This is a genomic window from Streptomyces sp. NPDC054783, assembly GCF_053611725.1.
Genome location: NZ_JBSHAY010000019.1, coordinates 94,784 through 121,383 on the forward strand (window position 1 = coordinate 94,784; position 26,600 = coordinate 121,383).

Here is a 26,600-nt window from a genome sequence, read left to right on the forward strand (position 1 = left end):
GCGGGAGCACTACAACCGCGAGCGTTGCGGCACCGTCGCCGTGTCGGGCGGGGTGGCGCGGGTGAGGTACTGCGGGACCGGGGTGTCGTCGCGTCCGGTGTCACGGACCAGACCGTACCGCCGCGCGCCCTGCGCGGGGCCGGTGGTGACGTCCCTCTCGGCCGCGGCCCAGGTGGTCGGGAAGACGCTGAGGCCGTAGTCGGCGCCGCGTTCGTTCTGGGTGAGGGTGACGCTGCCGTCGAGGTAGAAGTACTCGTTCTGCCACATCTGCTGGGTGCCGGCCGGCAGGACGTCGTAGCCGACGGCCGGGTTGCCCATGCCGGTGGCGGCGGGGTCCGTGCCGAGGGGGTCGTCCATGCGGCGGCCGCCGCCCGAGGCCACGTGGAACAGCCTGCCCTTCAGACCGGTCCAGGCCGGCATGACCAGGCCGCCGGCCCGGTACTGCGGCGAGATCTGCCAGCGGACCAGCACATAGCCCTTGCCGCGCAGGGTCACGCTCTCCCCGCGGTGGTTCATGACGGCGTGGGCGCCGCCGGTGCTGGTGATGCCGGTCTCGGGCCGGTGGGGCAGGGCGGCGGGCGGCGTGTCCGGGTCCGGCGCCCGGTCCACGGCGTCGACGACCGTGCCGTACAGGTCGGCCGAGGGCGTCGGGGACGCGGTGGGCGAGGCGGACGGGGAAGGCGGAGGGGCCGCCGGCGGTCGTACGGGGGTGCCGGTCGCCGTGGGGGTGTGTGTGACCGCCGGGTGCCGCGAATGGTCCGGGGTCCGTACGACGACGTAGGCGCCGCCCGCCACGATCGTCGCGGCCGCCGCCAGCGCCACGGCGGGCTTGGTCAGCGCGGCCAGCGCCTTGGCCGACCAGCTCGCCGAGGCCGCGGCCGCCACCGCCTGCTTGCCGCCGAGGGCGAGCGAGAGCGTGAAGCCGGCCGGAACCGGCACCAGGGCGATGCCGACCAGCAGCCGCTCCGCCGGGACGAGCGACTCCGGGGTCTCCCCGCAGTAGCCGCAGCCGCGCAGGTGCCGGGCCAGCCGCTTGCGCCAGACGGAGTCCGGCCGCCCGTCCCAGCGGGCGGTCAGCTCGCGCAGCTCGGGGCAGGCGCCGTCCAGGGCGCGCACGATGCCGCGCGCCGTCTCCAGGCGCCCCTTCATCCGCTGAACGCGCACGGCGGCGTGCTGCCGGCTGATGCCGACGGCCGCCGCCAGCTCGCGCCGGGTCAGCTCGCCCGCGACCTCCAGCCACCACAGCGACAGCAGCCGGCGGTCCTCGTCGTCCAGCCAGCGCACCGCCTCCACCACCTCGCGCCGCTGTCCCTCCAACTGCAGTCGCAGAACGGTCAGTTCGGCGAAGTCGGCGCTGTCGTGGCGGGCGTCGCCGGGGAGCCGGTCGGGCGCGGACCGGCGGCGCGCCCGCTCCCGGACCTGCCGCATGGCGATCGCCACGAGCCAGGACCGGAAGCTGTCCGGGTCGCGCAGCGAGCCGAGGTTGCCGACGGCGCGCAGCATGGTCTCCTGGACGACGTCGTCGACGTCCGCGTGGCCGTTCAGTGCGCGGCCGACGATGTTGTAGACCAGCGGCAGCCAGCCCGCGACCAGCTCGTCCAGCGCCCGCCGGTCGCCGGCCTGCGCGGCCACGACGGTGCCGTGCCACTGCCGCCCGTCCACCGATCCCGTCTCCTGTACGTGTGCCACGACGTGGGTGTCACTTGCTGTAGAGCAGCGTCCCGAAGCCGAGTTGGTCGTAGCCGCCGCTGTTCGGCCCGTAGTCGCCGCCCCCGCCCTCCGCGCGCACCTTCTCGGCCATCGCCGTGACGTAACGGGTGGAGCGCCTGCGGCGGCGGGCGTAGTGGTTGTGCAGAATCTCCCAGACCGGGCGGATCTCGCCACGGGCCGTGGCGGAGATCACGGTCTGCTCCCGCCACTGACCGTGTCCGGTGCCCGACCGCCAGCCGTAGGCGGTGAACGGCACGTCGTCGCCGAGGTTGTAGCGGGCCACGTACTCGGCGGCCTGCAGGAAGCGGTTGTCGTCGTAGCCGTAGAGGTCGACGCCCTGGTTCCAGGCCATCTCGCAGATCGCGCCCATGAGCCCGATGCCCATCTGCGTGTGGCCCTGGTCGCGGCCGCTCTCCTGCCACTGGGCGAGGCCCTGGGCGTCGTAGCGGAAGGGAACGGCGTTCCTGATCGCGCCGTTGCCCTCGCCGTGCTCGAGGTAGCTCACGGCGCGCCGGAACTTCGCGTGGTCGTCGAGCAGGATGCCGATGGCCATCACCGAGGCGAGGTTGCACAGGTCCCAGTTGGCCCAGTAGTTGGAGATGACGGCGCCGTTGTGGCGGGTGAGGAAGTCGGTGTTCATCGGGTGGAAGACCGTGCGCAGCATCTTCTCGAAGCGGGCGAAGTCGAAGCCCGGGTGGTCGCGGACGAGTTCGGCGGCGTTGGCGAACTGGTAGCCGTACAGGCCGGCGGCGAGGAAGCGGTCGGCGTTGCCGGTGAGCGTGGTGAGGGTGGCCGACCAGGCGTTGAGGATGGCGACCGCGGTGTCGCCGTTGGCCTTCGTGCCGCCGATCCGCCAGCGCAGGGCGTTCTGGTAGGCGGCGTGGATGTCGTTGTAGAGGGTGCGGTAGTTCTGTCCGGAACCCGTGCCGCGGTAGACGGTGGCCTGCGGGCGGGCCTGCCAGGTGCTCTGCGAGTGCGGGTTGGCGGTGAGCCGCCGCCAGCCGGCCAGCCAGGGGTCGCGGCCCGCGGCGACCCGCACCTCGGCCCGGTGCAGGTCGCCGGCGTTGTGCAGCATGCCGGGGTGGGCGAACGCCCGCTTCTTCGCCGACGTGGTCTGGGCCGCGTCGGCCCCGGCGCCGGAGAACGCGGCGATCCCACCGCCGAGGGCTCCGGCCGCCGCGAGCCCGCCACCGAGGGTGAACAGGCCCCGGCGCGTGAGGCGGTGCTTGTTGACGCGCTTGTGGGTGGGGGTGGGCATGGGGGTGGCTCCGTGCGTGAGGGGGCGGGACGTGCAGGAGACGGAGCGCGGGCCCGGGGGATAACAGTTTTTTGCGGCTGATCACGGCGCTGTCGAAGCAGCCGTGAGCGCCTCCAGCCGCTTGATCTTCTTCCGAACGACGTACAGCGGGAGGACCCCGAACACCCCGAAGGACATGTCGATCAGCGACCACCAGAAGGGGATGCCCCGGATCGGCCCGCAGACCAGGGCGAGCGGGATGATGCCGGCACAGGCGATCATCGCGAACTCGACCACCCAGATGTTGCGGACGGGGTCGCGGTACGGCCCGTAGAAGGCGACCGCGATGACGAGGTGGGCGAAGGCGAGCCAGTCGGTGCCGTAGAGCAGGAACGGGTAGTCGGCGTCGGCGGTGTCGAGCCCGTCACGGACCCGGGAGATCCAGGCCATGAGCCCGGGCAGGTGGTCCGGCACGGACAGCGCGCGCAACGCGCCCTCGGTCCAGCGCAATTCGTGCACCAGGGGGAAGGCGGTGGCCCCGCTCAGGACGAGGCACACCACGAAGAAGACCAACCAGACGCGAATGCCCTTGAGGAGGGCGGCTCTGTCGCTCATGACAGGAGCGTACGCCCGCTTTTGAACGCGTTCAAAAGCACCCCCGTCTCTCCGCCTTCCCGGCGTCACCCCAGCGGGTCGTCCAGAGGCACCTGCCACACCCCCGGCACATGGCCGTCCAATTCCCCCGGTTCGAAGCGGCACATGCCGACCGCGTGCCAGAACTCGCCGGTGACGTCTCCCTCGTACTTGTAGCCACCGGACGCGGACAGCGCCGCCCAGCCGCCGGGCATGCCGACCAGGGTGACCCGCAGGGTGGCCGGGCCGTCGGCGGGCACGTTCCACAGCCGTACCGTGCCGTCCTCGCCGCCGCTGGCCAGCAGGGAGCCGTCGGGGCTGAAGGCCACCGCGAGGACCCGGCCGGTGTGGCCCGTCAGAACCGCAGTCTCCTGGCCCGTGTGCGGGTTCCAGAGGCGGACGGTCCGGTCGTCGCCCGCCGTCGCCAGCAAGGGCCTCGCCGGATGCACCGCCGCCGTCCAGAGCTTGCCGGTGTGGCCGGTCAGCCGGTGGTCGATCTCGCCGTCCTTCCAGATCACCGCCGTGCCGTCCCAGGAGGCGCTGGCCAGCCAGGAGCCGTCGGGGGCGAAGGCCACGGCGTACACCCGGTCGGCGTGGCCGTCGAGTTCGGCGGTGACGCGGCGGCCGTCCATGTCCCAGATCCGCACCTTGCGGTCGTCGCACCCGGTGGCCAGGACCGCGCCGTCGGACCGGAAGGCGATCGCGCGAACGCGTCCGTAGTGCTCGGTGATGGTGGCGACGTGCGCCCCGGTTGCCCGGTACCACAGCCGGACCGTGTCGTCGTCGTTGGCGGTGGCGAGGAGTTCGCCGTCGGCGCTGAACGCCTCCGCCCACACATGGTCGGTCTCCACGTCGAGTTCGCGCTGGTACTCGCCGGTGGCCGCGTTCCACAGGTAGAGGTCGCCGTCGCTGCTCGCGGTGGCCAGCAGGGGGCCGGCGGGGCCGAACACCGCCGACACCAGGCGGTCGCTCTGACCGGTCAGTTCGCGCAGCCGCCGGCCGGAGGCGGAGTGCCACACCCGGATCACGCCGTCGTTGCCGCCGGCCGCCAGCAGCGCGCCGTCGGCGCTGAAGGACAGGGTGGCGATCCGCCGCCCGTGACCGCGCAGGATGCGCCGGCCCTGGCCGGTGGCCGGATCCCACAGCCGTACCACACCGTCGTTGCCGCCGGTCACCAGCAGCGCGCCGGTGCCCTGGGCGGGCGTGTCGCCGTGCGGACGGAACTTGCACACCCACACCGAGCCGCGGTGCTCGGCGGGCTGCCGGTTCAGCGGCGCCGCGACCGGGTCGGCCTCCGGCTCGATCCGCCACAGCCGGACCACCCCGGCGCTGTCCCCGGCGGCGAGCAGGCTCCCGTCGGGGTCGAACAGCACCTGGTACACGGCACCGCGGCAGCCGCCGAGCAGCCCGGCGGAGCACCCGCCGGCCAGGTCCCACAGCCGTACCTCCCCTTCGGTGTCCCCGCTGACCAGCAGGGTGCCGCCGGGGTGGAAGTCCAGGGTGTAGACGCGGCCGGAGTGCCCGGTGAACTCGTGCCGCGGAGTCCCGGTGGCGAGGTCCCACACCCGTACGGTGCCGCCCTGCCGCTCGTCGCCCTGGTCGGTGGTGGCCAGCACGCCGCCGTCCGGGCCGAACCGTGCCCGGTACACCGCGCCGCGATGGCCGGCCAGTTCGCCGGTCTGCCGCCCGCTGCCCAGGTCCCACAGCCGTACGGCGCCGGAGGCGTCCCCGGTGACCAGGGTGGTGTCGTCCGGCCCGAACGCCACGGTGTAGACGGGCACGGAGTGGCCGGGCAGCCGGTGCAGCGCGGTGCCCGAGGCGGTGTCCCAGACGGTGACCACGCCGTCGGCGTCGCCGGTGGCCAGCAGGGCGCCCTCGGCGTCGAGGACGACCGGCCAGACGCCGTCGGCGTGGATCTCCAGCCGGTGCGGACAGCGGCCGGAGACCGGGTCCCACAGGCGTACGGTGCCGTCGGCGCTGCCGGTGGCCAGGACGCGGCCGCGGAACTTGACGGCGTAGACCCGGCCGGTGTGGCCCTGGAGGGTGCGCAGGGGGATGCCGGTGGCGGCCTCGCAGACCAGGACGCCGCCGTCCTCGCTGCCGACGGCGAGCAGTTCGCCGTCGGGGCTGTAGGAGATGGGTTCGGGCAGCCGGCTGGTGCGCATGTCGAAGCCGTACGGCACACCGACCGCGGAGGGCCGGAAGCCGGAGTCGACGGCCATGCCGGGCGCGATCGCGGCGGTGGCCAGCTCGGGGCTGCGGTCCAGGGGGCCGGTGGTCGCCGAGATCAGCGCCGCCCGCCGCCACCGGCCGCCCGCCACCCGGGCGCCGGTCAGGTCGGTGCCGATCAGCCGGGCCCGCCCGAGGTCGGCGCCGCGCAGGTCGGCGCCGGTCAGATCGGCGCCGTCGAGCCGGGCACCGGTCAGCCGGGCGCCCCGCAGGACGGCGCCGGAGAGGTTGGCGCCGACCAGCCGGGCGTCGGTGAGGTCGGCGCGGGTGAGGTCCACCCCGGAGAAGTCGCGGTGGGACAGGTCCTCCCCGGCCAGGGATGCGCCGCGCAGATCGGTGTGGGCGGGCACGCGGAGCCGGCCGAGGATCTTCACGGCGTTGGCGCGGGCGGTGTCCACCGAGGCGTCCGAGGAGGTGCCGGACAGCTCCCGCTCGGCCCAGGCCTGGCAGATCCGGTGGTCGGCGAGGTCGCACAGGAACTCGACCGCGAGCTGGCTGAGCTGTCGCCGGGCCAGCAGGCCACTGTCGCCGTCGGTGATCCTGCGGGCGCACTCCCGGGCGACCAGCCACTCCACCACCGAGCCGTGGATGAACCGGAACACACCGTCGTCGCTGCGCACCAGCAGGCTGCCGGAGCCGATGGCGTGGGCGGTCTGCGGCACCGACAGCCGGGCGTCCGCGAGCCCGGTCAGGGTCTCGGCGACATCGGTCAGCTCGTCGAGGCGCAGCGAGTCCTGCCCGCTCTCCCACAGCCGCAGCGCGAGCGCGGTGACCGCGTCCCACAGCTGCTCCAGGGACAGCCCGGGCGCCCGGCCGGGGCTGCCGCTGCCGCGCTGCGTCTCGAAGCCCAGCCAGGCGGTGAGCACCTCCTCGTACAGTCCGGCGGGGCTGAGGGCGCGCCCGGCGCCCGCGACCGCGCGCAGCCGGTCGTCGTCGAGGTCCGCGACGAAACCGAGCAGCCGGGGGTTGCGGCACAGGGCGAGCAGGTCGGGGATGGCGTCCAGCAGCCGGATCCGGTGGTCGGCGGCGCGTTCGTCGCCCTCGTAGCGGTTGACCAGATAGGCGCGGATCTGCTGCGCGCTGAACTCCTGCACGGCCAGCACCCGGCGGTGCGGGAGCAGCCCGACGCGTTCGCCGAGCGCGGTGAGCACCTGGCCCTGGGAGCGGAAGTGCTGGGTACGGCTGCTGACCAGGATCTTGGCGCTGTCCACGGCGGAGTCCAGCAGCACCTGGAGGCGTTCGGCGGCACGGTCGTACGTCACCTGGTTGACGAGTTCGTCGAAGCCGTCGAAGAGCAGCACGATCCGCCCCTGCTGGAGCATGTACCTGAAGGCCCGCAGATCGATGTTGTCGACGCCGTGGGCGGCGAGGTGCGCGGCGACGAGACCCTCGAAGGAATAGGCCCGGTCGAGGGCGTGCAGTTCGATCAACAACGGGACGAGGTGCGGCAGTTCACCGGGGATCCGGCGGGCCAGCTCGCGCAGCGCGAAGGTCTTGCCGTGCCCGAAGTCACCGAGGAGCAGCAGGAAGCGCCCCTGGTCGGAGTCGAGCAGCCGCAGCATCTCATCGACCAGTCCGTCGCGGTCCTCGGCGTCGAGGCGCTCCACCTCCCGGTACCGCTGCGGCAGGTACATGCCCGGGGGATAGCGGGGGTCGGTGCGCAGCCGCTCGCTCTGCCCGGCGACATAGCCGCGCAGGTCCAGCAGCCCCTGGAACTCGGTGAAGCTGCGCACGCGGACGCCGCGCCGCCGGGCCGCGTCGCGCAGCTCGCGTGCGGGCGGCGGCCCGTCGTGGACGAGTTCGGCCTCCGCCTCGGCGTCGGCGGCATGCACGAGGACCACGAACCGGTCGACGTCCTGCGCGGTCGGGGTGCCGATGTGGACCGCCACCCGCTGCTGCCGTACGAAGCCCGACTGGCTCCAGGTGACGAGCAGTTGCGGCACCGGCCCGTCCACCGGGCGGATCTGGGCGCCCTCGTGCCGGGTGCGGCAGACCTCGGCGACCCGGGCCAGCAGGATCTCGGCGGGGGTCTGTACGGCTCGCGGCTCGGGTTCGGGGGCGGGCGCGGGAGTGCGGTCGCGGTCGTCGGCGGGCGTGGCCTGCGGCCCGAAGGCCCGGTCGGCCCGCCGCCACTGGACCGCCCGCCGCCGCGGCTCCCCCGGCCCCTCCCACACGGCCAGCCCCTCCCGGCCGACCCGCACCAGCTGGTGCGCGCCGGGCCGCCCGGCGCCGATCACCGGCACCTCGCCGGAGCCGGTGGCCAGCGCGGGCAGCGCGGCACCGGGATCGGCCGGACCGTGCAGCAGCAGATGCAGCCGGGGCGCCGTCAGCCGGCTCAGCACATCGGTGTCGCGGAGCGGCCCGGCACCGTCCAGGGCGGCCGTACCGGCACGCCGCACGCCGGGGGCGGCCACGCGGGCGGCACCGGGCGAGTGCCGTACGGCCCCGATCCTCAGCCACCCCTCGGTCTCGTGCGGCCGCAGCGCCTGCGCGAACCAGGCGGCCTGCTCACGCCCGATCAGCCCGTACTGGTCGTCGCGCCGATGGCTGTAGGCCATGGAGGAGTTGAGCCCCGCGACCACGGTGTGCAGCTCCGGCACGGGGAAAAGGGTCCACGGCTGATCGCTGTCGAAGACGACGTCGAGCCCCTGGTACAGCTCCTGGAACAGCCGGGCGAAGTGCCGCCACTTGGGCCAGTACGGCGGCCGGGGCGGCATCTCGTCGGCCTCGCAGGTGCTGAAGTAGGCGTGGCATGCCGCCTGGTTGACGTCCTGGCCGCCGGGGACGAGGGCGACCCGGTGCGGTTCGAGCCCGAGCAGGGCCCGCAGCCCGGTGAGGAAGGCGAGGGCCTGCTCGAACTCGCGCCGACTGCCGGAAGCGGTGAGATCCCCGGTCACGACCAGCAGATCGGGCGAGGGCGCCCCGGAGTCCGCCAGCTCCACCAGGTCGCCCCAGATCGCCGCCTGCAACTCGGCGGGCTCCTGACCCCGGCCGAAGGCGGGCCCGGCCAGCTGGAGCACGGTGACCGCGTCCCGCTCCCGCTCCGCCCCGGACACGCGCGGGTACGACGGCGGCGCGGCGGGTCTGCGGCGCCCCGCCCACCCGGGCCCGCCGAGCGGCCGCCCGGGACTCGGTGCCGCCGGGACGGCGGGCACGGGACGGCCGTTCGCACCACCCGGATAGCCGGGCGGCAGGCTGGGCCGGGCCCGCCCGTCGAGGGCCTGCCGGACCCGCGCGAGCAGCAGCTCCCGGGCCGCCGCCGGATCGGCGACCGGCACCAGGTCCACATACGTGATGGTGGCGAGCAGCCCCTCCACCGGGATGTCCTCGACCCGTACGGTGATCAGCCGACGCTCCGGCGCGTCCGGATCGGCGCGCAGGGCGGCCTGCCACTCCATCCGCCCGTACCGCGACCGCTCGTAGTTCCTGGACAGTACGGCGATGACGGCGGCGGACCCGCTCACGCCCCGGTCCATGAAGTCGACGAAGTTCGTGCCCGGCACGAAGTCCCAGGCCTGCAGGACCGTGCGGTACCCGGCCTCCTCCAGGGTCCAGGCGATCCAGGACGCCCAGCGTTCGTCGGCAGGTGAGTAGCTGATGAAGAAGTCCAATGGCCCGGTGTCCCCCGGGGTGTTCTGACGAGCCACCATGTATTGATGATGCCGTGAAAAGAGAGGCGGAGACCGGTCGTTTCGAGGCGTTCGACAGCGCCCTGGTCACAGCGACGTACAAACGTGCGACCCTTCCAACCGTGCGTGCCTTATTGCTGCGTCTGCATGTCCTCGACCGGGTGGCGGTCGGTCTGCTGGCGACCGGACTGCTGTGCGTGGCCACGGGATTGCTGCCGACGGGTTCCGCGTCCGACGCGATGACCCGCATCGCCCCGCTCCTGGCCTTCCTGGGCACGGTCATCGTGCTGGCCGAACTCACCAGCAGGGCCGAGGTGTTCGACGTGATCGCGGCGCGGGTGGCGCGGGCCGGGCGGGGCAGCTATCCGCTGCTGTTCCTGCTGTGCGTGCTGTTCGCGTCGGTCACGACGATCGCCCTGAACCTGGACACGACGGCCGTCCTGCTGACTCCGGTGATGCTGGCGCTCGCCTCCCGGGTGGGCATCGCACCGGTGCCGCTGGCGATGACGACGGTGTGGCTGGCGAACACGGCGAGCCTTCTCCTCCCGGTGTCCAACCTGACGAACCTGCTGGCCGCCAACCGGGTCGCGCTGTCCCCGCTGGGCCTGGCGGGACGGATGTGGGCACCGCAACTCGCGGCGCTGGCCGTGACGATGGCTTGTTTGTGGCTGTTCTTCTGGCGGCGGGGGCGGCGGGAGGAGTCCGGCGTGGACGAGTCCGGCCTGCTGACCGCCGTTCCGGTGTCGGGTCCGGGCGCGGCCCGTGCGGCTGACGTGCGTGCGGAAACCGCCGACCGCTACGTGCCCCCCGCCGTGCACCGCCCCGCCGACCCGGTGCTGTTCCGCGCCTGCGCGCTCGCCTGCGCGGGCTTCCTGCTCGCCATCCTGGTGGCCGACGTACCGCTGTGGACGGCGTCCGGGACGGCCGCGCTCGTCGCCGTCGCCGCGTACGGGGTACGGCAGCGGTCCGCACTCCGGCTGACGCTCGTCCCGTGGCGGCTGCTGGTGATGGTGCCCGGCATGTTCCTCGTGGTCGAGACCTTCGACGCGCACGGGCTGCACCACCTGCTGGCCTCGGCGGTCGGCGGCGACGGCGGCACGCTCGGCCTGTTCCGCGCGGCGGCGGTCGGCGGCGGCCTGTCCAACGCCCTCAACAACCTCCCGGTCTATCTGGCCGGGGAGGCCGCCGTCCCCCTGGGCAACCACGACCAGCTCCTCGCCCTGCTGGTCGGCACCAACGCCGGCCCGGTGATCACCCCGTGGGCCTCCCTGGCCACGCTGCTGTGGTACGAGCGCTGCCATGCGTACGGGGTGCGGGTGCCGGTCCGCCGGTTGATGGGGACCGGCACGGTACTGGCCGTGTGCGCGGTGGGGGCGGCGGTGGCCGCGCTGGCCCTGACGCGCTAGACGGGACCCTCCTCGCAGGCATTGGGGGGCACCGGAACTCAGCACCTTTTGGGCGTACGCGCCGGAGCCTGGACGCCCTCGGTGCCGGGTGAGAAGGGGCTGACGAGGTCCAGGAGGTGCGGGAGGAGTTCGGGGCGCCCGGCGACGAAGGAGCGCCCCGTGTCGGGACCGCCGAAGCCGCCGCCGAACTCCGCGCCGTCGAGGTGCCGCAGGGCGATGCCGGCCTCGCGGGCGAGCAGCGCACCGGCGGGCAGGTCGATCGCCTCCGCGCGGTAGCCCACGAAGCCGTCGATGTCACCGCGGGCCAGCATCGCCCAGGCCACCAGGGGCGCCCAGAGCTGGAGCAGGCGCCGGGAGCGGAGTTCGAGGGTGTGCCTGAGGGAGCAGGCGAAGGGGTCGTCACGGGGGACGCCGTGACCCTGGGTCCACGCCAGCAGCGGCCCGGCAGCGGGAAGCGGGCGGTCGTTCGCGGCGGCAGCGAACCGTCCGCCCGGACCGTGGGCGCCGCCGCCCCGCAGCGCGGACCAGGTCCGGCCCGTCATCGGATCGTGGACGACCCCCACCACCGGCGTGTCGTCGACGCACAACGCGATGCCGACGACGTACACGGCCAGCCCGATCACCACGTTGTTGCTGCCGTCGAGCGGGTCCACCAGCCAGGTACGGCCCCCGCCGTCCCCCACCAGCTCACCGGACTCCTCCGCGAGGATCCGGTCGTGCGGGAAGCGCTCCCGGATCCGGCCGACCACCAGTCGCTCGGCGGCCACGTCCAAGTCCGTGACCACGTCGCCGCGTTGGCCCTTGGGCCGGGCGGCGAAGCCGTCGGGAAAGCGGGACCGCAGCAGCGCCCCGGCCTCCTCGGCGGCGGCCACGGCCGTACTGCGCTCGGAGGACCAGGGGTCAGGGTTCGGGCTCATGGATCCTCCTGAGGGCGGCCCGAGCGATCCGGGCGGTCTGGGTCGCGTCGCAGGTCCGGCGGACCATGCGGTGCCCCGGGGCGGACGGCGGGCCCAGGGAGAGGTCCAGCCGGCCGGGCAGGGTCCGGCCCAGGACCAGCGTGGCGGTGGGGCGGCCGTCCGGCACCACGCTGGTGTGGAACTCACCCGCCGGGAGGGCATAGCTCTGGCCCCGCGCGCTCGTCTGCCGCACGCCGGGCCGGCAGCGCACCAGCCGCTCGGTGGGCCGCAGTTCGTCCACGCCCGACGGATCGCTGTGCACTTCGAAGACCCGGTGGGTGGGCTCCCCGGTGTCGTCATCGATCACCACCCGCCGGTTGTCGAGTTGCCCGTACAGCACGGTGCTGGTCAATTGCCAGCTGTGACAGTGCACTTGGGGCACGGATCGGTCGGGCTGCGCCTCCGGTGTGCCGAAGACGTGGACGCAGACACCGTCGCTGCCGTCGCGCAGGATGGGCAGGCAGACGAACCCGAGTGGGTGGCGCACCGCGTGCAGGGAGCGGCGGCCGGAGACGATCCGGTCGAGTTCCGATACGGCGTGTCCCATCAGCTCGGCGGCGGCGTGCCGCCGGGCGGCCCGTTCCAGGGCCGGATAGTCCATGTTCCTTCCCCCTTGGTCCCCCTCGGTCCCCCTCGGTCCCCTCGGCCTCCTTGGCCTCCTTGGCCGGAACACGGCGCTCGCTCACCTGCGGTACGGGTTCTCCGCGCGCAGCGCCTTGTCGATGATGTCGCCGACGTCACGGTCGGTGAAGCTCGGCGGAAGCGGCAGGCCGAGCCGGTCGAGCAGACGTCTGACCTCGTCGACGGTCGGTTCGTCGGCGAGCGGGAGGGCCTCGCGCAGATCGAGCTTGACCGCCTGCTCGCGGCTCTGGTGCAGCTCGGTGACGTAGTAGTCGTAGAGCGGGCGGTCGTGCTCCACGCAGAGGCTGACCCGGCTGGGGTCGTCCTGGGTGATGATCAGACAGCTGTCCGAGAGGTCGAACCGCAGCGCCGGTGCGACGGAGGACAGATGGACGTCGATCTCCAGGGTGTCCAGTCGCTGCCGGTGCCAGCTCGCGGCGACGACGGTGGCGTACGCCTCCTTGCGGGTGCGCTCGACGGTCCACTCGGCGTCACCGGGGCCGGAACCGAAGGTGCTCCGGAACCGCGCGTAGGCGGCGCACACCTGCTCGTCTGCGGGATTGACGATGTCGATCTTCATGCTGAGGGACCGCCGCTGCCGCTGCGCCTCCAGCACGCACTCGGGCAGCGTGACGGCGCGCAGATAGGTGCCGGTGCCGCCCTTGAACACCCAGCGGGTGGTGGTGCGCCGGGCCCGCTCGTGCGCGAGGGCGACCTCGGCGCCGGAGAGGGTGCGCACCATCGCCAGGTCCTCGATGGCCCGGCTGGTCCCGGAGGTCGCGGCCTGCAGGTCGGCCATCCGCCGCCGGCGCTCGGTGAGCGAGCCGTACACCAGCGCCGCGAGGACCAGCAGGGTGGCGCCGGAGACGATGTTGTCGTCCATGTTCTGGTTGGCGACGTCCATGGCCCCGACGACCAGGGCGACGCCGATGGCGACGAGCCCGTCCAGGTTCCGGACCGCCCAGGCGATCCCGTTCTCCAGCCGGCGCCCGGCGCCCTGTGGCGTACTCCTCGTCACGTCCACCCTCCCCCGACGGTGGCTTCCATCGTAGGAGCAAGGGGGGATGGTCAGCCATGCGTCAATCGGCCGTGAACGCGGCACCTTTTCCCCGGGGAGCGGCACCTTTTCCCCAGGAATGCGACGGACGCGCTCAGGGAAGGTCGTCACGTCCGAGCCACGCCGGCCTCACCGGGACTCCGTCCGTGTACCGCTCGACCTGATCCACCGGCTCGTCGACGGGTTCGGGGACGGCGACGGGCGCGTCGGAGTCCTCCAGCAGTTCCGCCACCGTGAACCGGGTGGCGAAGGACTGCCACGCCCCGTCGACGACGAGCAGGAATCCGTCGCGCTCCCGAAGGAGCCGACGGCGCCTGGGACTTCTGGGGTGCTCGGGCGCGTAGCTCCGGGCCCGCCGTTCGAGCTCCACGAGCGCGTCGGCACGAGACCCGCAGACGTGCGCCACCACATGGGCCTCCACGTGCTTGCGCTCACTGGCCCCCACGGTCGTCTCGACGACCAACGCCCATACCGTCATGTTCCCGCCCCGTTCCTGCCCGTACGCGGCAGCCTATGTGACCGGGATCGGCAGTTGGCACCGGGCAGCGTTCGTGACCTGTGCTGATGCCAAGTAGCTTCAGCGGTCGGAAGCACCGGATCAGAGACATGGCCGGCACTTTGGTACAGCGCAGGTCACGAGGGCTGTCGCAGCGCGCCGAATGACGAACCCTTCTCGGGGGCGGATGTTCCACGCACATGGGGGTTCATCGATGGGCGACGGCAAGGTCCCCGGCAAGGTACTGGACATCAAGACTGCCGACATCAAGGCGGCGGCACCGTCCTTCCAGCAGGGCGCCGTCGATCTGGGCAGGGTTCTGACCACTCTCATCAAGAGAGCTGGCGTGCTGGCCGGCTCACTTGCGAAGGATTTCTGTGATGGAGTACCAGCCAGAGCACTTCGTCGTCGACGGAGCTCTGCGCGACGTGTGTGTCCTCAACACCACCCTCGACGACTGGCGGCGCATGTTCGATGGGCTGCATGTGCTCCCGGGCCGGCACGTCCTGACCTGGACGATGGCCGACACCTCGGACACCGGCATCCCGGATGCTTCCGACGTCTGGTCCCGGCTTGAACAGGACCCGGAGGAATCGGTGAGCCTGTCTGCCGAGATCGGAGACATGTGGTTCACGAGCTACTTCTTCGAGATCGAGGAGATCGAGTTCACCTTCGACCCTTGCGACGTGGTGGATCCAAGGACCTTCGAATCCGTACGCGACTTCGTTACCTGGCTGGGAACTGCCACGGGCCGAGAGGTCATCGTAACCATGGAGACCACAGACCACTCCACCATCCCCGCGCTGCTTCGGTGGCGGCCGCAGGCCTCTTGATATTCGGCCTTCCCGCTGCCTTCACACAGAGTCGATCTTGGTGTCGAGTATCGATTGCGAGTGCCAACTAGAAATCGCTGTCACAACAAACCCACTGGCAGACCCTAAAGCCCCACGATCCTGTTCCACCGCTTCGCGAACTCCACCCGTTCCGTGGCGGTGATGTCCCGGGCGATCATCAGGCGCCCCCGCATGCCGGTGTCGGGGAAGATGAGCGGGTTGTCGGCGAGGGACGCGGTGTCCTTGTCCTTCGAGGAGGCCAGGACGTCCCGGGCGGCGGGGACGGGGCAGACGTAGTTGACCCAGGCGGCGAGCTCCGCAGCGGTCTCGGGGGCGTAGTAGTAGTCGATCAGGCGCTCGGCGTTGGCCTTGTGGCGGGCCCGGTTGGGGATCATCAGGGAGTCCGACCACAGCTCGGCGCCCTCCTCGGGGACGAGGAAGCGGATGTCGGGGTTGTCGGCCTGGAGCTGGATGACGTCGCCGGAGTAGGCCTGGCAGGCCAGCACGTCTCCGCTGACCAGGTCCTTGGTGTAGTCGTTGCCGGTGAAGCGGCGGATCTGGCCGCGGTGGATCTCGCGCTCCACCTCGTCGCAGACGTTGTGGAAGTCGTCCGCCGACCACCTGGTGATGTCCACGCCGTTGCCCTGCATCAGCAGCGCGAAGGACTCGTCCAGGCCGGAGAGGAGCGTCACGCGACCCTTCAGGTCGCTCGCCCAGAGGTCCTTGACGTGCCGGATCTCGCGGCCCAGCTTCTTGCGGTTGTAGGCGATGCCGGTGATGCCCGACTGCCACGGCACCGTGAACCGGCGGCCCTTGTCGAAAGCGGGCGAACGGAGCAGCGGGTCAAGGTACTTGGCCACGTTCGGCTGGCGGGCCCGGTCCATCTCCTGGACCCAGCCGAGCCGGACGAACCGGGCGCACATCCAGTCGCTGACGACGATCAGGTCGCGGCCGGTGGACTGGTGGTTCATCAGCGCCGGGCTGATCTTGCCGAAGAACTCGTCGTTGTCGTTGATCTCCTCGACGTAGTCGACGGAGATGGCGGTGCTCTTCTCGAAGGCGTCCAGCGTGGGCCGCCGGTTGGGATCGTGGTCGTCGGTGTCGATGTACAGCGGCCAGTTCGCCCAGGTCAGCCTCTTGTCGGACACCGACTCGTCGGCCACGGCCCGGTCGCCCGGCGCGACGTAGGCGGCGGGCACCCCGCAGCCGGCCAGGGCACCGAGCGCGGCGGTGCCGCCGATCGCGCGCAGGAGGGAGCGGCGGGACATCGGCGACGTACGCGAAGAAGTCTGGGGCATCTGGGAAGGATGCCGTCCCGCCGCTCGGACCGACAATCGACGCTGCGTCGAGCATGCCACCGGCTGACCGACACCCTGTCGATCAGGGACCGTTGCCGGGTACGGAAACGTGCGACCGGATATTCGTCCCGCACCGCACGGTGTCCCGGCCGCTTCCCGGGAGGACGACGACCGGGTGCTGCCACAAGGGAAGCGGCGCCGCGAGGGGCGGGAGGAATCGGCCCGTCTGCAGGGCCGGTTGACGGCATTCGGCGAGCTGCTGGCAGGGCATCCGTTCACCGCGGACCGTCCGGGTGTGACCCATGTGATGGCGGTGGAGTACGCCCGGGCTCTGGACGCCTATGAGCAGGCCGCACGGGTGGCGGATCGCGATCCGGTATCCGCGCGGCGTGAACCGACCGACGGCCTCGCGGCCCTGCACCGTCTCAACGCCCATCTCGTCGGAGCGCTGCCGGGCGACAACGCGGGGGCGGTACGGCCGCCGGGCGGCAGCGGGTCGGGGGCGGCGGGGCGGGAGTCGCCGGGGGCAATCGCAAAGGAGCGGCCCGAGAAGGGGCAGCCCAGGAAGGAACGGCAGCGGACGGGAGCGGCGAGCCCGTTCGCGCCGGAGCCGACGAAGACGCCCAGGCAGCCGAAGCCGCCGACGACGCCGGGGAAAGCGGGTATCGGCGCGCTCGCGGCGACCACGCCGGCACAGGAAGCCGCCTCCCGGCCGGGGTTGAGGGAGCGCTTCACCGCCCGGCAGTTGCTGGCCCGCGCCGCCCTCGTCGTGCTGGCCTGCTACTGCGTGCTGGTCGGACTCGTCGGCGGATGGGGCCCGGCGTTGATCTGCATCCTCCTCGTGAACTTCGGGGTCGGGCTGACCGGTTTCGGGAGCATGGTCTGCCGGCTGGTGATCTCGCGGACCCGGGGCGCCGTCCGAGGCGGCCGTGTCGCGGTCGAGTACCGCGGCACCGAGCGCACCCACGGTGTCGGCAGCCCGTGGGAACAGCGATACGTCCATACGGACACGGCCGGGCGTGAGACGGCGTACGGCCGGGCAGTGCCCAGCCCGTCCCTCGCCGCGGTGCCGATCCGCCGCTTGTGGCTGCTGGAGGAGGGCCGGGGGGACCGCAGGCTGATCGCCGTAGCGACCGGCTTCCTGTCGTGACACAGCCCGGCCCCCGGACGGAGAGGTGAACCCGTCCGGGGGCCGCTCACTGCTGTTCCCGGTGCTTACTCGCCCAGGGAGGTCATCACGTGCTTGATCCGCGTGTAGTCCTCGAAGCCGTACGCCGACAGGTCCTTGCCGTAGCCGGACTTCTTGAAGCCGCCGTGCGGCATCTCCGCGACCAGCGGGATGTGGGTGTTGATCCACACGCAGCCGAAGTCGAGCTTCTTGGACATGCGCATCGCGCGGGCGTGGTCCTTGGTCCACACCGAGGAGGCGAGGGCGTACTCCACGCCGTTGGCGTACGCGACGGCCTGGTCCTCGTCGGAGAAGGTCTGGACGGTGATGACCGGGCCGAAGACCTCCTTCTGGATGATCTCGTCGTCCTGCTTGACACCGGAGACGACGGTCGGCGCGAAGAAGTAGCCCTTGTCGCCGACGCGCTTGCCGCCGGCCTCCACGCGCGCGTGGGCGGGCAGCCGCTCGATGAAGCCCTCGACCTGCTTGAGCTGGTTGGGGTTGTTGAGCGGGCCGAAGAGCACGTCCTCGTCGTCCGGCTGGCCGGTCTTGGTGTCCTCGGCGGCCTTCGCCAGAGCCGCCACGAACTCGTCGTGGATCGACTCGTGGACGAGGACACGGCAGGCGGCCGTACAGTCCTGGCCGGCGTTGAAGAAGCCCGCGACGGAGATGTCCTCGACGGCCTTGGCGATGTCGGTGTCCTCGAAGACGACGACCGGGGCCTTGCCGCCCAGCTCCAGGTGGACCCGCTTGAGGTCCTTCGACGCCGACTCGGCCACCGACATGCCGGCGCGGACCGAGCCGGTGATGGAGGCCATCGCCGGGGTGTCGTGCTCAACCATCAGCCGGCCGGTCTCGCGGTCGCCGCAGACGACGTTGAAGACACCCTTGGGCAGGATCGAGCCGATGATGTCGGCGATCAGGACGGTGGAGGCGGGGGTGGTGTCCGACGGCTTGAGGACGACCGTGTTGCCCGCGGCGATCGCGGGGGCGAACTTCCACACCGCCATCATCATCGGGTAGTTCCAGGGCGCGACCTGCGCGCAGACGCCGACCGGCTCACGGCGGATGATCGAGGTCATCCCCTCCATGTACTCGCCGGCCGAGCGGCCCTCCAGCATCCGCGCCGCGCCCGCGAAGAAGCGGATCTGGTCGACCATCGGCGGGATCTCCTCGGAGCGGGTGAGCCCGACCGGCTTGCCCGTGTTCTCCACCTCGGCCGCGATCAGTTCCTCGGCGCGCTCCTCGAAGGCGTCCGCGATCTTCAGCAGGGCCTTCTGGCGCTCGGCGGGGGTGGTGTCGCGCCAGGCCGGGAAGGCGCGGGCGGCGGCCTCCATCGCGGCGTCCACGTCCGCCTCGCCGGACAGCGGCGCGGTCGCGTACGCCTCGCCCGTCGCCGGGTTGACCACCTCGGTGGTCCGTCCGTCGGCGGCGTCCCGGAACTCACCGTCGATGTAGTTGCGCAGACGACGCAGCTCGGTGCTCACTGCCGGCCTCCTGATCTGGTTCTTTCCGTCCACTCACTGAGACACCCACCCTAGCCGTCGGGCCCGCGTTTTCAACACCCCCGCGGCCGCGAGTTCTGCGAAATCCGCACGACCGAGAGTCTCAAACAACGAATTTCATCGATCAGGCCTTGCGAAACTGTCGAGACCTCGTGCACAGTGAGGTCGTGGCCAGTCGAAGCGCAGACCAGAGGGACTCCACCCGCGAGTCCAGGAACGGCGGCACCCCCCAGCTGGATGCCGTCTCCCTCGCCATCATCCAGCAGCTCCAGGAGGACGGCCGCAGGCCGTACGCCGCGATCGGCAAGGCGGTCGGGCTCTCCGAGGCGGCCGTGCGCCAGCGCGTGCAGAAGCTGCTGGACCAGGGCGTGATGCAGATCGTCGCCGTCACGGACCCGCTCACCGTGGGCTTCCGCCGGCAGGCGATGGTCGGGATCAACGTCGAGGGCGATGTCGAGTCGATCGCGGACGCGCTGACCGACATGTCGGAAGTCGAGTACGTGGTGATGACCGCGGGCTCGTTCGACATCCTCGCCGAGATCGTCTGCGAGGACGACGACCACCTGCTGGACGTCATCAACAAACGCATCCGGTCCCTGTCCGGCGTGCGCTCCACCGAAAGCTTCGTCTACCTGAAGCTGAAGAAGCAGACCTACATGTGGGGAACCCGATAACCGTGAGGACCCGATAACCGTGAGCACCAAGGACCTCAGCCGCACCGCGTACGACCACCTGTGGATGCACTTCACCCGCATGTCCTCGTACGAGAACTCCCCCGTTCCGACCATCGTCCGGGGTGAGGGCACCTACATCTACGACGACAAGGGCAAGCGCTACCTCGACGGTCTCGCGGGTCTGTTCGTGGTCCAGGCCGGTCACGGCCGCACGGAGCTCGCCGAGACCGCCTTCAAGCAGGCCCAGGAGCTGGCCTTCTTCCCGGTGTGGTCCTACGCCCACCCGAAGGCCGTCGAGCTGGCCGAGCGCATCGCCGACTACGCCCCGGGCGACCTGAACAAGGTCTTCTTCACCACCGGAGGCGGCGAGGCCGTCGAGACCGCCTGGAAGCTCGCCAAGCAGTACTTCAAGCTGACCGGCAAGCCCACCAAGTACAAGGTCATCTCGCGTGCGGTGGCCTACCACGGCACCCCGCAGGGCGCCCTGTCCATCACCGGTCTGCCCGGCCTGAAGGCGCCCTTCGAGCCACTCGTCCCGGGCGCGCACAAGGTGCCGAACACCAACATCTACCGCGCCCCGATCTTCGGTGACGACCCGGAGGCCTTCGGCCGCTGGGCCGCCGACCAGATCGAGCAGCAGATCCTCTTCGAGGGCCCGGACACCGTCGCCGCGGTCTTCCTGGAGCCGGTGCAGAACGCCGGCGGCTGCTTCCCGCCGCCGCCCGGGTACTTCCAGCGCGTGCGCGAGATCTGCGACAAGTACGACGTGCTGCTCGTGTCGGACGAGGTCATCTGCGCCTTCGGCCGCCTCGGCACGATGTTCGCCTGTGACAAGTTCGGCTACGTCCCGGACATGATCACCTGCGCCAAGGGCATGACCTCGGGCTACTCCCCGATCGGCGCCTGCGTCGTCTCCGACCGGATCGCCGAGCCGTTCTACAAGGGCGACAACACCTTCCTGCACGGCTACACCTTCGGCGGTCACCCGGTGTCCGCCGCGGTGGGTCTGGCCAACCTCGACCTGTTCGAGCGCGAGGGCCTGAACCAGCACGTGCTGGACAACGAGGGCGCCTTCCTGCAGACCCTGCAGAAGCTGCACGACCTGCCGATCGTCGGCGACGTCCGCGGCAACGGCTTCTTCTACGGCATCGAGCTGGTGAAGGACAAGAACACCAAGGAGTCCTTCAACGAGGAGGAGACCGAGCGCGTCCTGTACGGCTTCCTCTCCAAGGCACTGTTCGACAACGGCCTGTACTGCCGCGCCGACGACCGCGGCGACCCGGTCGTCCAGCTCGCCCCGCCGCTGATCTCCAACCAGGAGACCTTCGACGAGATCGAGCAGATCCTGCGCGCGACGCTGACGGAGGCATGGACCAAGCTCTGAGCCTGATTCGTCCGATCAGCTGATCTGTACCGGCCCCGGTGCCGCCCGTTCGAGTGAGAACGGCGGCCCGGGGCCGTGTGCTGTCCGGCCTCCCGGTGACGGCTGCCTAGCGTTCCAGTGACCGATCGGCCCAGCCTTCGTTCCCCCGGACGAGGGAACAGGCACGGGAAAACGGATCAGAACGAGGTGTGCAGCCATGGAGGCCGAGGCCCCACCGGACAACGACGTGCTCTGGGCACGCTCCCTGCACTTCAGGCACCCCGACGGCTCCCCCGGGCTCGCCGGGGTCTCGCTCGGCGTGCGCGAGGGCGAGATCCTCGCCGTCACCGGACCGCGCGGCAGCGGCAAGACGACCCTGCTGCGCTGTCTGTCCGGCCTGGTACCGGTGCGCAGCGGCGAGGTGTGGTTCAACAGCGCGCCCCTGCACACCCTCGGCCCGATGCGCCGGGAGCGGGTGCGCCGGGACCGCTTCGGCTGGATCGACCCGGCGCCGGTCCTGGTCCCCGAGCTGAACGCCTGGGAGAACGCCGCCCTGCCCCTCATGCTGCGCGGCGCCAGCCGCCGCAGGGCCAAGGTCGCGGCGCTGGAGTGGCTGGAGCGGCTCGACGTCGGCGACAGGGCCCGCAACCGCCCGCACGAACTCCAGCAGGCCGAGCGCCAGCGCATCGCCATCGCCCGGGCGCTGGCCCCGGCCCCCACGGTCCTGTTCGCCGACGAGCCCACGGCTCCGCTGCACCGCGCCGACCGCAACCACGTGCTGCGCACCCTGACCACGGCCGCCCGCTCGCACGGCATCACCGTGGTCCTCGCCACGCACGACGCCGACACCGCCGCCCTCGCCGACCGCACCGTGGCCCTGCTGGACGGCCGACGCGTCAGCACCGTGCACCTGCCCGACGCCCCCGAGACGGAAGGCCGCGCCGCGTGGTCGCTCTCCGTCTGACCCGGGCGGCCCGGCCCGCCGTCCAGGTGCGCCGCCTGCTGGTGGCCGCGGCCTCGGCGGGCACCGGCTTCCTCCTGCTGTCCTGCTTCGGTTACGCCCTGAACCACCCCGAGGCCGCGGATGCCGCCGCGCTGCGGCTGGCCTGGTGCGCGCTGCCGCTCGCCGCGACGGTGTACTTCGCGATCGCCGTCGCGCGCACCGACCCCGGGGCCCGGCCGCTCACGGGCCTGTCCGCCGTGGGCCTCGGTCCGGCGCGCCTGATGGCGGTCTCCGCGCTGACCACGGCCCTGTCCTGCACGCTGGGCTCACTGCTGGCCCTGCTGGTCTTCCTCGACCTGCGCGGCGACCTCACGGGCATGCCCTTCGACGGCGCGGTGGCGGACTTCCTGGCGGCGGGCCGGCACCTTCCCGTCCCGGCGACCCTGACGCTGCTGGGCGTGGTCCCGGCCCTCGCCTCGACCACGGTGGCCCTGGCCCTGCGTCCGACGGACCCCCGCCCCGCCACCCCGCTCCTGCGCAGGTACGGCCCCTTCGGGGCGTACGGCTCCTCGGTGGCGCGGGAGACGTTCGGGACGTACGGAAGGTTCGGGGCGCGGTTGCGGCCGGGGGCCGGGGATGCTCGCGGCAACCACGCTCGGGACGGGCAGGGAAGGGACGAGCACGGGCAGGACGAGCAGGGTCAGAACGAGCAGGGTCAGGTCAAGCACGTACCGGACAAGCAGGCGGAGGACAAGCACGGGCCGGTGGACGACGGCGAGCGGTCCGGTCGTCGGCCCGCGGGCGCACGAGACGACGGCGCGCAGCCCCATCGGCATGCCGGGGACAGCCGTGCCGCCGGGGCGGCTCCCGGCCCCGGGCAGGGCGACACCGCCACCGCGCCCGACAGCTCGACGGACCCCGAACCCCCGATGCCGGAGGGCGACCTGGCCGACGTCCTTCCCGGCCCCCGGCACACCGCACCCATCGGCCTGCCCTGGGGTATCGCCCTGCTGGCCACCGGCCTCGCGGTCCAGTCCTACGCCGACCGCGCGAACGCCGCCGTACTCCTCGGCCGGCTCCTCACCGCGACCGGCCTGGTGCTGGCCGCCCCCGGCCTCACCCACCTGTGCGGCCGTCTTCTGCAGTCCACCCGCCCGGGCGCCCTGCGTCTGCTGGCCGGCCGGGTCCTCATGGCGGAGGCCATCCGCATCGGCCGCCCCCTGGGCGTCGTCTGCGCGGTCGCGTCCGCCGGCTACGCCATGGCCACGCTGTACGCCGGCTCCGCACCGGCGTTCGGGCCCCTGACCACCCTCGGCGCGCTGCTCGTCACCGGCTGCACGGTCGCCACCCTCCTCACCGCGGCCGTGGAGACCCGCCAGTGCCGGGCCGACACGACCGCCGCGCTGCTCCGTCTGGGCGCCCCCGCCTCGATGCTGCGCACGGCCGCGGCCCTGCGCGCGGCGGCCCTGCTGACGCTGTTCGGTCCGCTCACCCTGGTCGTCGCCGCGCTGGCGGCCCTCCCCGTGAAACGCTGAAAAAAGATCTCCGGCGACCGATGAGTTCTGCCGGGGCCCCCGGTCTACCCCACCGAACACGCCGACCCCAGCACGGACCAGCAGGGAGAGAGCCCTCATGTACCAGCAGATGATCTTCGTGAACCTGCCCGTGAACGACCTCGACGCCTCGAAGAAGTTCTTCACGGAGCTCGGCTACACGATCAACCCGCAGTTCAGCGACGAGAAGGCCGCGTCCGTGGTGATCAGCGACACCATCGTCGCGATGCTGCTCACCAAGCCCTTCTACGCCACGTTCACCGAGAAGGAGATCGCCGACGCCACGAAGTCCAGTGAGGTGCTGGTCGCGCTGAGCGCCGAGAGCCGCGAGAAGGTGGACGAACTCGTGGACAAGGCCCTCGCGTCGGGCGCCACCCCGAGCGGCCACACCCAGGATCTCGGCTTCATGTACGGCCGCGCCTTCGACGACCTCGACGGCCACACCTGGGAGGTCATCTGGATGGACCCGGCGGCGGTCCAGGGCTGACCCGCCCCGCCGCCCAAATCGTCGTCAAACGTCACGGTGATTAATAAGCAGGCAAAGTCAACGGCCGTTGGTGGCATATGCGTTGACACTCTTACGGAGCGCTTATAAACCTGTGAGCCTCTTGGGGATGCTGGGGCACTCACCTCATCCGGTGCCTCAACGCCCCCTGAACCCCCCGCAGTTGCACTCTGTAAAGGACAAACGTTGTCCATAACTCACCGTGGCGTACGCCGTTCCGTGCGCATTCTGGGTGTTGCCTCCGCCTCGGCCGCGGTCGTGCTGGGGCTGTCCGGCTCCGCGCTGGCGTGCACCATCAGCGACTTCAAGGCCGAAGCCAAGTGCGACGGCAACAAGGGCGTCATCGTCGTCACCGACACCGATGCCTCCGCCACCCCCGCGACCATCACGGTCTACCGGGAGAACGCCGGCGGAGTCGAGAAGCAGATCGGTCAGCAGAAGGTCACTGGATCGGCCCAGGGCACCCAGGTCACCTTCTCGGAGAAATGGCAGCCGAAGGCGACGTACCGTGTTCACGTCACGGCCGGCCTGGTCGACCAGGACCTGCAGAACCTGCTGACCACCCCAGCCCTCGCCTGCAAGACCGAGAGCCCGACCCCGACGGCGTCGGCCCCGACGAAGCCGGCGCCGTCGACGTCCGCCCCGGCCGAGTCGGCGACCCCGACCCCGACGGCCTCCGCGTCCAGCTCCGCCCCGGCGGGCACGGTCGGCAACGCGCCGACCCCGGCGGCCGGTGACTCGAACCTCGCCGAGACCGGTGCCGACTCCAACACCGGCCTGATCGCCGGCATCGCGGGCGCGCTGGTCGTCGTCGGCGGTGGCGCGGTCTACTTCGGCATGCGCCGTCGTGGAGCCCGCGGCAACGGCTGACGCCCTTCCGCAACAGGTACGACGCCGCGGCCCGTCCCCCTATCCCCAGGGGACGGGCCGCGGTCGTGTGTCAGCCGAAGCTGGCCTGCTTCAGCCAGAACTCCAGCAACTCACGCTCGCCGAGGACCTCGAGGCCGGGGGCGTCCAGCGGCAGCCGGTTGTAGAAGGCGAGCAGCACGGAGGTGAGCGGGCCGCGCAGGGCGACCGTGGCCTTCTCATGGCCGCGCCGCCAGCTGACGCCGTCCTCGCCCAGCTCGATGAGCCACTCGGCGTTCAGCGCGGGGTCGGTGTCGGTGGCATGCAGATGGATGCTGCGGCCCGGACTGCGCAGCTCGGTGGCCCACTCCCGCGCCCCGGAGCGCTGCACCCACTCCACGATCTGCAGCCACTCGTCCAGCGCGTCGACGGCGACCTCGGGCGCGACCTCGTAGGGCACCCCGACGGTGAGCGCGGCGTCCGCGCGGTGAACGGTGATCTCGTGGGTCATCCGGCGGGCCCAGAACCCGCTCGTGGCCGCGCCGGTCCAGGACCACACCTTGGCGTCGGGACCGGCCTCGCGCAGTGCCCCGACGACCAGTTCGCCGGTCTCCGCGAGCCATGCGTCGAGGGCTGCCGCGTCCCCCTCGGCGTCCGGACCCGCGCCGAGCGGTACCTGCTCGCGCGGGACCATCTCCTGGGCCCGGGTCCGGACGAGTGCGGCCGCCCAGCGCAGGGCGCCGCCCATGTGCCGTACGAGCTGTTCCAGCGTCCACTCCGGGCAGGTCGGCACGGTGGCCTTCAGATCGGCGCCGGAGGTCACCAGGGTCCTGAACCTGCCTACCTGGTCGGCGATCTCGTCGCAGTAGCGCTCATGCGCAAGCAAGGTCATGGCCCTCACCCTAGGGGCGCGCCGATCAGTCGAGCACGACGATTTCGGCCGCGTCGAACTCCACGCCCACCCCGTCCCCGACCTCGGGTGCCTCCCGCAGCGCGCAGGCCGCCTCCAGGCGCGGCCCGTCCCCCGGCTGGAGGTGTACGGCGACATGGGTGCCCTTGAAGGTGCGCGCGGTCACCGTGCAGGCCAGGCCGCCGTCGGCCGGCACGAGCCGTACTCCGGCCGGCCGGACCAGCAGCGTGCGGCTGCCCTGCGGGGAACCGTCGGGGACGGGCAGCTTGCCCCAGGGGCTGTCGGCGACCGTACCGGCGACGGTCGCCGGGACCACGTTGTCGAAACCGAGGAAGCGGGCCACGAAGGCGCCGGCGGGCCGCTGCCACACCTGAAGCGGCGTGCCGGACTGCGCGATCCGCCCGTCCCGCATCACCACCACCCGGTCGGCCAGCGCGAACGCCTCGCCCTGGTCGTGGGTCACGGCGAGCACGGTGGTGCCCAACCGGCCGAAAACCTCCCGCAGTTCGACCACCAGGCGTTCGCGCAGCGAGCGGTCGAGCTGGCCGAGCGGCTCGTCCAGCATGAGAATCCGGGGCCTGGGGGCGAGCGCCCGGGCGAGGGCCACGCGCTGCTGCTCGCCGCCGGACAGGGCGGCCACGGCCCGCCGGGCGGCCCCGGGCAGCCCTACCAGATCCAGCAACTGCCCGACCTCGGCGTCCCGTTGCCCCTTGGCGACGCCGTGCATGCGCAGCCCGAAGGCCACGTTCGCGCCGACGTCCCGCTGCGGGAAGAGCTGGTGGTCCTGGAACATCAGGCCGACGCCCCGCTTGTGCGCGGGCACGCCCGACTGGTCGCGGCCGTCGAGCAGGACCCGGCCGTCGGACAGGGGCTGGAGCCCGGCGACCGCCCGCAGCAGGGTCGACTTGCCGCTGCCGCTGGGGCCCAGCACACACACCACCTCGTGCTCGGCGACGTCGAGATCGACCGCGTCGAGCACGGCCCGCCCGCCGAAGCGCACGGTCGCGGCATCGAGGCTCAGCAGCATC

The 26,600-nt window shown here is 72.0% G+C and carries 21 protein-coding genes; 9 read left to right on the forward strand and 12 right to left on the reverse strand.

Features of this window, described 5'->3' with window-relative positions:
• Window positions 1-9 precede the first annotated feature (9 nt).
• The 4 genes from ACWGJ5_RS29015 to ACWGJ5_RS29030 all read right to left on the reverse strand — a co-directional run bounded on the left by ACWGJ5_RS29015 (window position 10) and on the right by ACWGJ5_RS29030 (window position 9,459).
• A complete protein-coding gene (locus tag ACWGJ5_RS29015; RefSeq protein WP_453312607.1) occupies window positions 10-1,689 on the reverse strand; it encodes an RNA polymerase sigma factor in 1,680 nt (559 codons plus the stop codon).
• 10 nt (window positions 1,690-1,699) lie between these two features.
• Window positions 1,700-2,968, reverse strand: coding sequence for an alginate lyase family protein (locus ACWGJ5_RS29020; protein ID WP_453312608.1), 1,269 nt, complete (start codon window positions 2,966-2,968; stop codon window positions 1,700-1,702).
• 81 nt (window positions 2,969-3,049) lie between these two features.
• Complete coding sequence (locus ACWGJ5_RS29025; protein ID WP_453312609.1) at window positions 3,050-3,562, reverse strand: hypothetical protein; 513 nt, start codon at window positions 3,560-3,562, stop codon at window positions 3,050-3,052.
• A gap of 65 nt (window positions 3,563-3,627) precedes the next feature.
• Window positions 3,628-9,459: a WD40 domain-containing protein gene (locus tag ACWGJ5_RS29030; protein WP_453312610.1), complete on the reverse strand. Its 5,832-nt coding sequence runs from the start codon at window positions 9,457-9,459 to the stop codon at window positions 3,628-3,630.
• A 101-nt stretch (window positions 9,460-9,560) separates the two neighbouring features.
• On the opposite strand from ACWGJ5_RS29030, the gene ACWGJ5_RS29035 reads away from it, so the two are divergent.
• A complete protein-coding gene (locus ACWGJ5_RS29035) occupies window positions 9,561-10,844 on the forward strand; it encodes an SLC13 family permease (RefSeq protein ID WP_453312611.1) in 1,284 nt (427 codons plus the stop codon).
• Window positions 10,845-10,882: 38 nt separating this feature from the next.
• On the opposite strand, the gene ACWGJ5_RS29040 is transcribed toward ACWGJ5_RS29035, so the two are convergent.
• The 4 genes from ACWGJ5_RS29040 to ACWGJ5_RS29055 form a co-directional block, all read right to left on the reverse strand.
• Entirely contained in the window at window positions 10,883-11,761 is an 879-nt protein-coding gene (locus ACWGJ5_RS29040) for an inositol monophosphatase family protein (protein WP_453312612.1), read from the reverse strand.
• Complete coding sequence (locus ACWGJ5_RS29045; RefSeq protein WP_453312613.1) at window positions 11,745-12,401, reverse strand: hypothetical protein; 657 nt, start codon at window positions 12,399-12,401, stop codon at window positions 11,745-11,747. Before ACWGJ5_RS29045 ends, ACWGJ5_RS29040 begins: the two co-directional genes overlap by 17 nt.
• Window positions 12,402-12,482: 81 nt before the next feature.
• Complete coding sequence (locus tag ACWGJ5_RS29050) at window positions 12,483-13,439, reverse strand: hypothetical protein (protein WP_453312614.1); 957 nt, start codon at window positions 13,437-13,439, stop codon at window positions 12,483-12,485.
• A gap of 133 nt (window positions 13,440-13,572) precedes the next feature.
• A complete protein-coding gene (locus tag ACWGJ5_RS29055) occupies window positions 13,573-13,956 on the reverse strand; it encodes a hypothetical protein (protein ID WP_453312615.1) in 384 nt (127 codons plus the stop codon).
• A gap of 398 nt (window positions 13,957-14,354) precedes the next feature.
• Here ACWGJ5_RS29055 and ACWGJ5_RS29060 point away from each other — a divergent pair, with 398 nt between their 5' ends.
• Window positions 14,355-14,807, forward strand: a complete 453-nt coding sequence (locus tag ACWGJ5_RS29060) for a hypothetical protein (protein WP_453312616.1) — start codon at window positions 14,355-14,357, stop codon at window positions 14,805-14,807.
• A 104-nt stretch (window positions 14,808-14,911) separates the two neighbouring features.
• Here the strand turns inward: ACWGJ5_RS29060 and ACWGJ5_RS29065 are convergent, their stop codons facing one another.
• On the reverse strand, window positions 14,912-16,105 hold the full coding sequence (locus ACWGJ5_RS29065) for an extracellular solute-binding protein (protein ID WP_453312617.1): 1,194 nt from the start codon (window positions 16,103-16,105) through the stop codon (window positions 14,912-14,914).
• A gap of 175 nt (window positions 16,106-16,280) precedes the next feature.
• On the opposite strand from ACWGJ5_RS29065, the gene ACWGJ5_RS29070 reads away from it, so the two are divergent.
• Window positions 16,281-17,255 (forward strand): hypothetical protein, encoded by a 975-nt coding sequence (locus ACWGJ5_RS29070; protein ID WP_453312618.1) that lies wholly within the window; start codon window positions 16,281-16,283, stop codon window positions 17,253-17,255.
• Between the two features lie 65 nt (window positions 17,256-17,320).
• Here the strand turns inward: ACWGJ5_RS29070 and ACWGJ5_RS29075 are convergent, their stop codons facing one another.
• Window positions 17,321-18,760 (reverse strand): gamma-aminobutyraldehyde dehydrogenase, encoded by a 1,440-nt coding sequence (locus ACWGJ5_RS29075; protein WP_453312619.1) that lies wholly within the window; start codon window positions 18,758-18,760, stop codon window positions 17,321-17,323.
• 170 nt (window positions 18,761-18,930) lie between these two features.
• On the opposite strand from ACWGJ5_RS29075, the gene ACWGJ5_RS29080 reads away from it, so the two are divergent.
• The 6 genes from ACWGJ5_RS29080 (at window position 18,931) to ACWGJ5_RS29105 (ending at window position 24,686) form a co-directional block, all read left to right on the forward strand.
• On the forward strand, window positions 18,931-19,452 hold the full coding sequence (locus tag ACWGJ5_RS29080) for an Lrp/AsnC family transcriptional regulator (protein ID WP_453312620.1): 522 nt from the start codon (window positions 18,931-18,933) through the stop codon (window positions 19,450-19,452).
• Window positions 19,453-19,471: 19 nt separating this feature from the next.
• Window positions 19,472-20,836, forward strand: coding sequence for an aspartate aminotransferase family protein (locus ACWGJ5_RS29085; RefSeq protein WP_453312621.1), 1,365 nt, complete (start codon window positions 19,472-19,474; stop codon window positions 20,834-20,836).
• Between the two features lie 196 nt (window positions 20,837-21,032).
• Window positions 21,033-21,779 (forward strand): ABC transporter ATP-binding protein, encoded by a 747-nt coding sequence (locus ACWGJ5_RS29090; protein ID WP_453312622.1) that lies wholly within the window; start codon window positions 21,033-21,035, stop codon window positions 21,777-21,779.
• The gene (locus tag ACWGJ5_RS29095) at window positions 21,761-23,293 is read left to right on the forward strand and encodes a hypothetical protein (protein WP_453312623.1); all 1,533 of its coding nucleotides are present in this window, start codon (window positions 21,761-21,763) and stop codon (window positions 23,291-23,293) included. The genes ACWGJ5_RS29090 and ACWGJ5_RS29095 overlap by 19 nt, the downstream gene beginning before the upstream one ends.
• Before the next feature lie 97 nt (window positions 23,294-23,390).
• The gene (locus ACWGJ5_RS29100; protein WP_453312624.1) at window positions 23,391-23,798 is read left to right on the forward strand and encodes a VOC family protein; all 408 of its coding nucleotides are present in this window, start codon (window positions 23,391-23,393) and stop codon (window positions 23,796-23,798) included.
• A gap of 204 nt (window positions 23,799-24,002) precedes the next feature.
• Window positions 24,003-24,686 (forward strand): LAETG motif-containing sortase-dependent surface protein, encoded by a 684-nt coding sequence (locus ACWGJ5_RS29105; protein ID WP_453312625.1) that lies wholly within the window; start codon window positions 24,003-24,005, stop codon window positions 24,684-24,686.
• A gap of 70 nt (window positions 24,687-24,756) precedes the next feature.
• Here ACWGJ5_RS29105 and ACWGJ5_RS29110 read toward each other — a convergent pair whose 3' ends face one another.
• Together ACWGJ5_RS29110 and ACWGJ5_RS29115 are read right to left on the reverse strand one after the other, a co-directional pair.
• Window positions 24,757-25,554 (reverse strand): maleylpyruvate isomerase family mycothiol-dependent enzyme, encoded by a 798-nt coding sequence (locus ACWGJ5_RS29110; RefSeq protein ID WP_453312626.1) that lies wholly within the window; start codon window positions 25,552-25,554, stop codon window positions 24,757-24,759.
• Between the two features lie 25 nt (window positions 25,555-25,579).
• Entirely contained in the window at window positions 25,580-26,599 is a 1,020-nt protein-coding gene (locus ACWGJ5_RS29115) for an ABC transporter ATP-binding protein (RefSeq protein WP_453312669.1), read from the reverse strand.
• Between the last annotated feature and the right edge of the window lies 1 nt (window position 26,600).